Consider the following 12,154-nt stretch of genomic DNA (forward strand, 5'->3'; position numbering starts at 1 on the left):
CCCGTTAGCGCCGATGGTACTGCAGAAATGTGGGAGAGTAGGTCGACGCCAACCTTTAAAAGAGTCTTATTCCAAGAGGAGTGAGACTCTTTTTTATATGCTCTGATTTTTATAAATCAATATCTAAATAACAATACTTGAAGTTTTAACAAGCTTCCGCTTACCTTGAATTTAGATTCATTAACTCACGCTTAAGGTTTTTTAACCTATATTTTCAAACATTCTGTTTAAGTTCGTCTCAGTTTGTATATCTTTGTACGCTATGAAACAATATTTCATAATATTAGCTCTTGTATTTGGACTAAGCACCATTTCTTTTGCACAAAGAAAATTATCTGGTGCTAGCATTGGACCTGATGGAAAATCAATGTCTCAAAAATCAAAGAACGATGATTCTAAGATGTTGGATAGTCTGGGTTACAATGTTGAATCTGTAATCAAAACCTGGAAACTTACAGATATGAATTCTTCGGTGAAAGAATTCAAATTGGATACAGTACTCGGAGAAATCCAAAATTACAATCCGATCTATCGAAGAAGTATTTCTAATTCATATTTGGGAAATTTAGGAGCGGCTTATCAAAGCAATATTTACATCGATAGGGAAAAAGATGAGTTTTTATTTTTCGATGCGTATAGAGCTTATATGGACAAACCTGAGGATATTGTTTATTTTAATACAACCACTCCATACACCAGGTTATTTTATGAAACTGGTGGACCAAAAGGACAATCGGAAAACTTATTAAAGGTTCTGCAAACACAAAATATTTCACCTAATTGGAACTTTGGTATTAAATACGATTTAATTTCAAGTGATGGTCAGTATCAGAATCAGAGGACTAAATTATACGACCTAACTGTTTTCTCGAGTTACAAGAAGAGAAATTATGGAATGAATCTGGTTTTAAATATGAACCGCATCAGTGCAAATGAAAATGGTGGTGTTGTTAACGACGATTTAGTTACCGATGGTGATGAAGAACCTGAAAATATCCAAATAAATTTAACCGAAGGGAAATCGAAATTGACAAATTTTAATTTGTTTATGAATCATTCCTATGGTATTGGTAAGGAAAGAGAAATAGTAATCGAAAAAGATACAACTTATTCGTATGCTATTGATTTATTATATACTTTGAATTACGGGAAAAATAGTTGGCAGTTTAAGGATGAAAATCTGAATAAAGAATTTTATCCTAACTTTTTCTTGAATCAAAATTCAACTTTTGATAAGGTTGAACAAGCAATGGTTAAGAATACTTTTCAAATTGTTTTTAATGAGAATGAAAACAAATGGATTCGCTTAGGAGCAAGATTTGGTATCGAAAGTGAGTTCTTGAAATATAATCTTAGAAGAAATGTATCTCAATACGCTTGGCAGCAAAAGGATGAAAATATCCACAATAATCAACTTGTTGCAAGTTTATTTAGTTTATCTGGAAAATCTGTAAACTGGAAAGCAGTTGGTAAATTTGTGTTCGAAGGCTATCGCCAAAATGATTTTGATTTGGATTATCAATTAACAAAATGGTTTGGTGAAAAGAATTCCGGGCATGGTTTTAAGCTTTCTGGTAGATTGGAATCGACTACTCCAAATTACATTATGGAGAAGTACTACGGAAATCATCAGCAATGGGATTTAAAGCTTGACAAACAAACTGAATTACGTGCTGGTGTAGAATATTTTAATAAGAAATATAGGTTTAAAATTGGTGCAAATTTCAGTCAGATAGATAATTACACTTATTTTGGTTTGCAGGCAACACCTGAACAAGCCAGTAGTGGAATTTCTGTTTTAACAGGATATTTGCAGAAAAATTTCAAGTTAGGGAACTTTTATCTAAACCAAAGCTTGGTTGGTCAAAATAGTTCAAATGAGAAGGTCTTGCCACTTCCAACTTTATCAATCTATAGTAATAACTATTATAAAAATGAATTCTTTAATGGTGCATTAGGCATACAAACTGGTGTATCGATACATTATAATACAAGTTTTTACGCTCCGGATTATATGCCTGCTACCGGGCAGTTCTTTTTGCAGGATCAAAAGGAACTGGGGGATTATCCTAAGGTAAATGTGTACTTTAATTTTAGAATAAAAAGGACACGTTTATTTGTCATGTATGAGCATGCAAACGCTTCTATTGGAAGTAAAAACTATTTTTCAGCACTTCATTATCCAATCAATCCGTCTATGCTGAAATACGGATTAATTTGGACTTTTTACAATTAAGAATTCTTAAAAGGAACCAAGAAGATAAATCAAATAATTCTTGGTTTAAGACCTGTTTATTTCTAATTTAATATTAGGAAGGGAGAATTTTATGTCGCAATTTAAATACATAAAGCTACTTATACCTTTGATTTTCATGGTGTTTTTGCAAACTTGTAACCAGCAACGAAAGCTTGCGAAGTTACAAATGCAAGAGAAACCCATCGTAGAATTGAAGCATGTAAAGCTGCGTGGAAAACTAAGAGTGATTACCGATTATAATTCTACTAACTATTTTATTTACAAAGGTAGAACTATGGGTTTTCAGTATGAAATGCTGAGAGCTTTAGCTAAGCATTTAAATGTTAAGCTTGATTTGACGGTAAGTAATGATTTGGTTTCTTCTTTTGAAGCTTTGGAACGTGGTGATGTTGATTTACTAGGTATGAATTTGGCAGTGACAGGAGATAGGGTAGAGAGGTTTAACTTTACTGTACCTCATAGTCAATCACGTCAAGTATTAATACAAATTAATGATTCTACTCGTCCTGTTGGATATGTGAGTGAAAAATCACAATTATTTGGCAAGCAAATTCACGTCCCGAAAGGATCTTCGTTTGAGGAAAGGTTGAATAGAATATCGAATACTGGAAATGATGAGATTCAGATTGTTCCTGTGGATCAAATGGAGGTAGAGGAATTAATTTCTAAAGTAGCAAATAGAGAAATTTCCTATACGATTGCCGACGAGAATGTTGCAATGGTGAACCAGACTTATTATCCAAATATTGATATTCGAACACATTTGAGTGAGCCACAAAATTTAGCATGGGCTTTGCGAAAAGGAACCGATGAGCTTACCAAAGATATTAATATGTGGTTGATTGATTTCCAGAAAACAAGGGAATACAGAATCATTTATAGAAAATATTTTAAAAGTAGCAGAATTGAAGAGATGCTTCAAAGTGAATACTTTACTTTAAAAAGTGGTAAGATATCTGAATATGATGATTTGCTAAAGAAAAATGCAAAACTGATTGATTGGGATTGGAGATTGTTATCGGCCTTGGTTTATCAAGAATCAAACTTTAATCCTAAAGCACGTTCGTGGGTTGGAGCTTTTGGTTTGATGCAATTAATGCCTGAAACAGCATATCGATACGATGTTGATTCTTTATCAACTCCTCAGGAAAATGTGGAGGCTGGTGTGAAGCACTTAAAATATTTAGAGGCTAAACTCGATAAAACATTGGAAGACAAAACTGATAAGTTAGAATTTTTATTGGCTTCGTATAATGTTGGTTTGGGACATATTCTTGATGCACGAAGATTAGCGCAAAAGAATGGTAAGAACCCAGATCAATGGAAAGGTAGTGTTGATTATTATTTATTGAATAAATCAAAGCCTGAATTCTTTAATGATCCGGTGGTAAAGTATGGATACTGTCGTGGACAAGAACCTTATTGGTATGTAATTAAGATCTTAGATCGCTACAAGCACTACAAAAATATGGCTTTAACGGATCAAAGCAGCTCTTAAGAATACCTCTCGTAATTCAGATAAAATCATTGCAGTAGCTCCCCATACTTTGTGTCCCTTGGCATTGAAATATGGGGCGTTTATTGTGAGACCATTTTTGGTAAAACTAAATTTTGAAATATTTTCTTTAGATAGAAGTTGCTGTACAGGCATTTCGATAACTTCTTCCACTTCAAAAGGGTTCATTTTGAAATCAGGTCGTTGCTTGCAATAGCCTAAAACAGGAAGTACCATAAAATTGCTTACAGGAATATACAATTCAGTTAAGAATCCCAATATTTTAATTTTTTTGCAATCAACACCCAGTTCTTCGTTCGTTTCACGAATTGCAGTAACGGTTCTGTTGGAATCGCTCTCTTCATACTTTCCACCAGGTAAACTAATTTGGCCACTATGACTGGTGTTTCCCGAAGTTCTCTTGATAAATGGAAGGTACAATTGACCATCTTTCGGATAGAAGAGTAATAGAACACTACTGTCTCTGGCAATAGAAGGATCACTTGTTTTTAGAGCATGTTCACGAATTGAAGGCGACATTATTTTTTGAGCACCAAATCCTGGAAGACCATTATTTAGCTCATTATTTAATTGTTGTGTGAATTGTTCTAAATCAAATGTTGTATCTAATAAACTCATATAATCCTTTTTCAAATCTTACTTAAAGATAGAAATAAAGTTTCCCCAAGCTGAAAAAAAAAGATTAAACTTTAAGGAAATTCATTAAAAAACCCGGCTACTAGCCGGGTTCAAATTATTTTCTAAAATTCTTAACAAATTGTTCTACCTCAGGTACACCTCCCTGGTAAAGTAAATATCCATTGTATGGTTCGCGTTTCGTGGTTTCATCATTAATTGGTGTTTCCATGATATCGATAACCTCTTGTCTATCGTTAGTTTGACCAAGAGCCCAACCCAATTTAATATATGCAGCTTCAGGTAACATATTATCCAATGGTACTACGCCCATTGCCATTAAATCTCTACCTGTATCATATACAAACATATGAGTATAACCCCAAAGTGTTTGTACAGTCATAAATATATGAACACCTTTTTCAACTGCTCTTTTTAAAGCAGGATAAACTGGCTTGTTAACGTGCCCAAGTCCGGTTCCTGCAATAATAATTCCTTTGTATCCGCAATCAACCAATGCATCGATTACATCGGGTTGCATGTTCGGATAATAGTAAACGATGGTTACTTTTTCTTCGAAATAGGGAAGAATCTTAACATTCTTATCCTTTCGGCGATGATTGTATTTTTTCTTAATTGCCTTAACACCTTTTCGCGTAACGGTTGCCAATGGTGTGTCTCCTAATGTCCTAAAAGTGGAACGGTAACTCGAATGCATTTTTCGAACTCTTGTGCCTCTGTGAAGGAATCCATACTCATCCGAAGTAGGACCAAACATACACACCATCACTTCTGCTATATCGCCGTGACCTGCTGCAATTGCTGAATGCATTAAATTTAAAGCAGCATCAGAAGAAGGTCTGTCTGATGATCGTTGTGATCCAACCAAAACCACGGGTACAGGTAAATTCTGTACCATATAGGTAAGTGCAGCTGCTGTATGGTGAAGTGTATCGGTTCCGTGGGCAATAATGATTCCATCAACTCCATTTTCTATTTCCTTGCCAATGGCAATGGCTAAAGAGATGTATTGCTGTGGTCCCATGTTCTCACTGAATACGGCAAAAACTTTCTCGGTAGTTAAGTTACAGATGTCTGCCAATTCGGGAACAGAACCATACAATTCACCTGGCGAAAAGGCTGGAATAACCGCACCGGTTCTATAGTCAAGGCGAGAAGCAATGGTTCCGCCAGTACCAAATAATTTTACCTTTGGCTGTCCTTCGGTGTAAGGAAATTCTTTTTCAGGAACTTTGTAATTGGCTTTTTTATAGCCTGTTTCCTTCATTTTCTTAATGGTAGTAATATTGATACCAATGTTATAGCCAGTATCAATTTTTAAAACGATATGTTGATCGTCATCATTTTCGGCACGTGGTAAAATTGTGCCATCAAACTCACCTCTGGTTGTTACAATATGAGTTTTTCCCCATACTCTTACATTATACTTTTTGAGGGTTTCCAGAGCATCACCCTTATATCCTTGAAAAAGATCTTCCATTATTGTAATCGTTTATCGATGATTTCTCTTAAATCTCTTAACTCAATATTGCCAATAGCTTGCTTGTGAAGTTGACCCATAATCCAGTTTGCAGCTTCTTCTTTATCATCTGTTTTTCTGATATCACGGTATTTCTCTGCTAAGAAATCTATTGGAGCAGCCAATTCATCCAAGCTTCGCTTTTTAAATTTTAAAGCGGTTAGCATAGAGTTAAATTCCATGCTTGGATGTTGGAACAATATTGGAAGTAGGTATTTTGCAATATTAATGTGCAGACCTTTTTCTCGTATGAACTTAAATAGTCCTATCAATTTTCGGTAATTGAAATCATTATGTGCCTTTTGTTTTCCAATAATATTTTTGTAGGTATGGCCAAAGAAGATTGCAACACGTTTAGGATCGAATTTAAAGCGTTCGCAAACCTCTTCAATTATGGGGAAGATATTCTTACTTAAAATGAAATGGTAAGCATCGGCAGGTACTCCCCATTTGCTAAGTAATTCTATTCTTTCAGAAATATCTTGAGGTAAATCTTTCCCTAATTTTTCAATATATTCATCTGATAATGGAATTGGACAGGAATCAGTATCAGGATACATTCTATCGGCGCCAGGAAGTACTCTTTCGAAAATGCTTGTACCGTTTGGAAGTGATTTTCTGGTTTCATTAGGTACTCCATCAAAAATCATTTCACAACGTTCAACCACTGTTTCTATAGCTGTTTCCATGTCCTCTTCCGGACCCCAAATAATGATTTGTGCATCATTACTTTTTGCATTAAGATGTGTGCGAATCGTAGCAAAATCCTGATCAGAAATGCTTAGATTTTCTTGCTCCGAATGAAGCATATTAGGTTTTTCGATACAAGCAATCACTTTTAATCTTTGAGAGATTTCATCAGCAAAAACTTGATCTGGTTGCGTGAAATGAGAAAAGAAACCTTTGAATTCAGGGATATTGATGGCGATAATTTTATGCTTTTTCTCTTTGCATTCAACCAATGGCAGGTAAGTAAATTGAAATTCATGTGGATCCAATTCCATATGATTCACTTGCCACTTTTCCTTTTTGATTCTCTCTAATAATAGTTTTCGGATATGTAACAAAGCCCATTGACGGAATGCTTCGTTGTGAGAAAGTTCTGGAATCCATTTGTTGTGAGCGACTCCTTTTATTTCTACTCTGGAACCACCTCGGCAACTTACATTTACATCTTCGCGTCCGGCACCCATTCCTGTCCGAACCAAACCGGTGCTTCTGTTTAAGAAACGAATGTATTCAGCAGCTTCTCTTAATTCATCTGGGCTTACTAGTTCCGGAGCAGTAACGGTTTCGATTAGAGGCATTCCCAAACGATCGGTTTTGTACCATCTTTCGTGGCCAATATCCGCAATCTCTCGGCAAGAATCCTCTTCTATACTAAGTTGTATCAGGTTTACCTTTTTATTTCGGAGTTGAATATGGCCATTTACGCCAAGAATTGCCGTACGTTGAAATCCTGTAGGAATACTTCCATCCAAATATTGCTTTCGGGTGATGTGAACTTCGCCAACCACATTTAGTTTGCTAAGCAAAGATATTTTTAGAGCAATTTCTAAAGCTTCCGGGTTAATTTTAAATGGAGGAGTATCATCAACTTCGTAGGTACATGCAGTTTCGTTGTTGATTCGATAAATGATGTTCTTACGGGTTTTAAATTCCATAAGAGCTGTTCCATCGTATCCACCTAATTCGCTCATGGCAGGACGCATGTGGCGAATTACTTCGGCATCGTAATCTCCGTTTTTTTGAAATACGCCGCAAGGGCAATGGCAAAACAACTTCTCTTTTGTGGCAAGTTGTTGATGAACTTCTAAACCCGACTTAAATCCAATTCTACGATAGTCTTCAGGCGTGGCGAGCCTTCTGTCTACATAGCCAATTTGTTGTCGGGTGAGTTCATAGTTTTGTTTGGGTGTAATTTTAGTACTCATTTCGGGTTAAATTAGTAACCCTAAAAAGTACATATTATTCATGGTACAAGAAATGATAAATGACAGGTTTACAATCTAAAACTCATATAAAATTATGGCGTAAATGGTAATCTTATTTTAAATCCCTTGCTTTGTATGTCTTCATGAATTCTTCTTCCGACTTCTTGCCCCCAGATCATTCCGACCTGCATACTTTCTGCTGTAATAGCAGGAATTTTTTGAGCAATTCTTCTGCCAGCATCCGATTCAAAAAAAGCAATCATTGCTTTTACATCTTCGTGTGTTAGATTTTTTCGGTAAATGGGAACAATCATATCATATAAATCATCAAAAGAAGTTTTTAAAAATTCAGCTTCTGTTTTTTCCCAATAACTTGCCGGAATATTTGATTCTTGCGATTTAAAATGTTCAATCATGGTTTTGATTGATTGTTTGAAGCTATTTGCCGATCCATTTACCTGAAAAAGATGTTTTACATCTTTTGCATATTCATCGTCATTTGCACCTTGATTGGCAAAACAAGTGCTCGCTGTAAAGAGTAGCATCAATAAAAGTACCTTGGTCCCTATGATTTTCATTGCTTTGTATTTTGGTTTAGTAGGTTATTCCCTTGTCAAATTTAAAACTTTTAGAATATCTGTTGTTATTTGTTTCCGATATTTGGCTTCATCTGATGAATTGATATCCATATTTAAGGCAAAAAAGTAGACATTTTCCTTGTTTTCAAGATAACCGACATACCAACCAATTTCTTGTTCGATGCGTGCCGCCCATCCTGTTTTGGCTCTAATTGAATACTCATCTGTTTGTTCTACAAGTAAAATCTTCTTTACAGTTTCCTGATTTTTCTTTTGAAAGGGCAATTGGTTTAAATACAATCTTTTTAGGAAATCAATTTGTTGATTAGGCGTGATTCGGATATCTCCATTCAACCAGAAAAGATCAATTTTTCCTCCAATGTTTTTGTTTCCGTAATCAGCTTTTTCAACCCAATATTTCATTCGCTTTTCACCAATTTGTCTTGCCAAATCCTGGTAAAACCAAACAACAGAATTTTTTATTCCGGATGCCAGGTTATGATCCTGATTCCACGATTCAATAAAACGTTTTTTTCCATCCCATTTAATTATCTCATTTTCGTCTTTAATTACTTCTGTTTCCAGTGCAATCATCGAATTAATGATTTTAAAGGTGGATGCGGGAAGGAAGGCAGAATCCAATCGTGCAGGATTGTATGCCAGTGATTTATTATTTTTAAAATCATGAATAATAAAACAACCATTCACGTTTGCCTGTTCGAATATTTCTTGTAGGGCATTTGCTTTGTATGCATCAAGAATGGATTCTTGTTGCTTTGTACAAGAAAAGAGTATAACTGATAGGAATAAGAATAGAACCTTTTTCATAGCCTTAAGCTTTTAACAGTTTATAATCCTGCTTTTTATAGGTAAACCAGAATAAAACAATACATGCTGTACAAAGTATGCTGGCAAGTAAGGAACCCTCAAAACCGAAATTACCTCCGGTAAGAATTTCATTGCCTGTAATGGTTTGAGAAATTAAAGTATCGCTTTTTGTTCCACTTACTTCGAAACCAAAAATTGGTCCTTGGAAAAAGTTCCAGCTAAAATGCAAGGCAAGTGGAAACCATAAGTTTTTGGTGAAAATGTACCCAATTCCCAAGAGAATTCCGGCAAGAAAGATATTTGTCACTCCTAAAAACGATACGTTAGGATTCAATAAGTGCAATGCCGTAAAAATTAATGATGATAGAACCAGGGCCAGATATCTGTTCATCGAATCCATAAAGTTTTGAAGAATATAGCCACGAACAATGATTTCTTCGTTTAGAGAAACAAGACAGTAAATAAGAACACTTTGAAATAAATTGAAGAGATTAAAATTAATATTTGTGATACTTAGATTACCATTTATCCATAATACTCCAAATCCTATTCCTATTAACAATGAACCTGCTAGGAGACCGTAAATTATGTCTTTTGCTCTATTCTGTATTGAAAATCCCAGATCAACAATTTTTTTTCGATCAATGAACTTTGTGAATATCCAAACAATAAGCAATGTGCCAATAAAACCAAAAAGTTGAGTGAATAATTTTTTACATTGGGAAAGAACTGATTCATCCGCAATGGATTTATTTATAAGTGACTCAATAATTAAGTTGCTTATAACTTTTCCTAATATTAGGAATGTAATTGTAAATATTATGAATGGAATTATTATTAGAATTGCACGTAGCCACCCTTGTTTGATCGCTGGTTTTGAATTGATTTGGTTCATTTTGTATGTGATTTAATTAAGCTGTTTAAAATTAACAGAATAATTCTAAACATATCAGTTTATACTTAAGAAATACATTTGGATCTGAAACAATAATCAGGTAAAATTTGAAATGCGATAATTCCTAAATGTCATTCGTTTTCTTATACCTTTATTATTTGATAAGGATATTATCAATGTTTGTAATGAGAATCATCAACAGAAATGAAAGTTTTTAGTATCCCGATAGTTATCAGGAGTGTGAATGGGGAATTAGATCTACCTGTATTGTGCTTAACTACATTGGTCTTTGAATTTCACAATTTTTTACTTTTTTCAATATTTAAACTTTTTAAGGCTTTCAAAAAAAAAGCCTGCTTCGTATATGAAGCAAGCTTAATTTTTAATGTTACAAATCGAATTATACGATTCCTTGTGCAATCATGGCATTCGCAACTTTCACGAATCCGCCAATATTTGCTCCATTTACGTAGTTTACAAATCCATTCGAAGTTTTACCATACTTAGTACAAGTTGAATGAATGTCTTTCATGATGCGTTTCAAATGATTGTCAACTTCATCACGAGTCCAACTTATGCGCATTGCATTTTGCGACATTTCCAGTCCTGAAACAGCAACTCCACCAGCATTGGCAGCTTTACCCGGTCCAAATAGAATTTCATTTTCCAAATAAACCTCTATGGCTTCTGGTGTAGATGGCATATTAGCTCCTTCGGAAACACAAATACAACCATTTTCAATCAGAGTTTTAGCTTCTTCCTCGTTAATTTCATTTTGAGTAGCACTTGGTAAGGCAACATCACATTTTACTCCCCATGGTCTTTCTCCTGGGAAATAACCTACCTTGTACTTTTTAGCATATTCTTCAATTCTTCCGCGTTTAACATTCTTCAAACGCATTACATAGGTCAATTTTTCTTCATCAATTCCATCCGGATCATAAATAAATCCCGAAGAATCGGAAAGAGTAACAACTTTACCACCTAGTTCATTTACTTTTTCAACCGTGAACTGGGCTACGTTTCCAGATCCGGAAACGGTAACAATTTTACCTTTTAAACTGTCTCCTTTAGCATTAAGCATCTCTTCGGCAAAGTAAACATTACCATAACCAGTAGCTTCAGGACGAATTAAACTTCCTCCCCATTCGGCACCTTTTCCGGTTAAAACTCCGGTAAACTCGTTGCGAAGTCTTTTGTACTGACCGAACATGAATCCAATTTCACGTCCGCCAACACCAATATCTCCTGCAGGAACGTCGGTGTCTGGTCCAATGTGTTTCGATAGTTCTGTCATAAAACTTTGGCAGAAACGCATTACCTCACCATCGGATTTTTGTTTTGGATCAAAATCAGATCCTCCTTTACCACCACCCATTGGCAGTGTAGTTAAACTGTTCTTAAATACTTGTTCGAAAGCTAAAAATTTAAGAATTCCAAGATTTACTGTTGGGTGAAAGCGCAGACCTCCTTTGTATGGTCCAATTGCGCTATTCATCTCAATGCGATATCCTCTGTTTACCTGGATTTCTCCCTTATCGTCAACCCATGGAACTCTAAAAATGATTACTCTTTCGGGTTCTGAAATACGCTCAAGAACTTTAGCTGTTTTGTACTTAGGATTTTCTTCCAGAAATGGCATTAAGGATTCAACAACTTCGTGAACTGCTTGATGAAATTCAACTTCACCAGGTGTTCTACCAATTAAATTATCCATAAATTCTTTGCTGGATGGGGCTTTGAACATGGTTGTCATGATGCAAAAAGTTTAAGTTAGACATGATTTATTCTTGGTGCAATTCGTAAACAGCCTTTTGGATAACCGCTTACACTATTAAAGGTATGAAAGAATTCATTCAAGGTCAAGCTGTTATCTTGAATTAAATTTAAAAAGTTGTGTGCTTATTTTTTAGTTGAGTTCAGTCTCTTAGACAGCTATAGATCTTAATTTTCTATATAAATAAGATGTTGGTTAAATTAGAATCAAGGGG

The 12,154-nt window shown here is 35.0% G+C and carries 9 protein-coding genes; 2 read left to right on the forward strand and 7 right to left on the reverse strand.

What is annotated here, in order from left to right; translation table 11 throughout:
- Positions 1-262 precede the first annotated feature (262 nt).
- Both NQ163_RS08940 and NQ163_RS08945 read left to right on the forward strand, forming a co-directional pair.
- Positions 263-2,236 (forward strand): putative porin, encoded by a 1,974-nt coding sequence (locus tag NQ163_RS08940; protein ID WP_268190006.1) that lies wholly within the window; start codon positions 263-265, stop codon positions 2,234-2,236.
- Between the two features lie 187 nt (positions 2,237-2,423).
- Positions 2,424-3,755 (forward strand): transglycosylase SLT domain-containing protein, encoded by a 1,332-nt coding sequence (locus NQ163_RS08945; protein ID WP_268190007.1) that lies wholly within the window; start codon positions 2,424-2,426, stop codon positions 3,753-3,755.
- On the opposite strand, the gene NQ163_RS08950 is transcribed toward NQ163_RS08945, so the two are convergent.
- From NQ163_RS08950 to gdhA, 7 genes are all read right to left on the reverse strand, one after another.
- Positions 3,732-4,391 carry an NUDIX hydrolase gene (locus NQ163_RS08950; RefSeq protein ID WP_268190008.1) on the reverse strand — a complete coding sequence of 220 codons (660 nt, stop codon included), beginning with the start codon at positions 4,389-4,391 and terminating at the stop codon, positions 3,732-3,734. The two genes, NQ163_RS08945 and NQ163_RS08950, sit on opposite strands and share 24 nt — an antisense overlap.
- A gap of 115 nt (positions 4,392-4,506) precedes the next feature.
- Entirely contained in the window at positions 4,507-5,889 is a 1,383-nt protein-coding gene (gatD, locus tag NQ163_RS08955) for a Glu-tRNA(Gln) amidotransferase subunit GatD (protein WP_268190009.1), read from the reverse strand.
- Positions 5,889-7,862 (reverse strand): Glu-tRNA(Gln) amidotransferase subunit GatE, encoded by a 1,974-nt coding sequence (gene gatE / locus NQ163_RS08960; RefSeq protein ID WP_268190010.1) that lies wholly within the window; start codon positions 7,860-7,862, stop codon positions 5,889-5,891. The genes gatD and gatE overlap by 1 nt, the downstream gene beginning before the upstream one ends.
- A 92-nt stretch (positions 7,863-7,954) precedes the next feature.
- Positions 7,955-8,440, reverse strand: coding sequence for a DUF2059 domain-containing protein (locus NQ163_RS08965; protein ID WP_268190011.1), 486 nt, complete (start codon positions 8,438-8,440; stop codon positions 7,955-7,957).
- 24 nt (positions 8,441-8,464) lie between these two features.
- On the reverse strand, positions 8,465-9,268 hold the full coding sequence (gene blaOXA, locus NQ163_RS08970) for a class D beta-lactamase (RefSeq protein ID WP_268190012.1): 804 nt from the start codon (positions 9,266-9,268) through the stop codon (positions 8,465-8,467).
- A 4-nt stretch (positions 9,269-9,272) separates the two neighbouring features.
- Positions 9,273-10,163 carry a CPBP family intramembrane glutamic endopeptidase gene (locus NQ163_RS08975; protein WP_268190013.1) on the reverse strand — a complete coding sequence of 297 codons (891 nt, stop codon included), beginning with the start codon at positions 10,161-10,163 and terminating at the stop codon, positions 9,273-9,275.
- A gap of 400 nt (positions 10,164-10,563) precedes the next feature.
- Entirely contained in the window at positions 10,564-11,919 is a 1,356-nt protein-coding gene (gdhA, locus tag NQ163_RS08980) for an NADP-specific glutamate dehydrogenase (protein ID WP_326493321.1), read from the reverse strand.
- Positions 11,920-12,154: the final 235 nt, after the last annotated feature.

It is taken from the genome of Marinifilum sp. D737, assembly GCF_026672275.1.
Taxonomy (GTDB): Bacteria; Bacteroidota; Bacteroidia; order Bacteroidales; family Marinifilaceae; genus Marinifilum.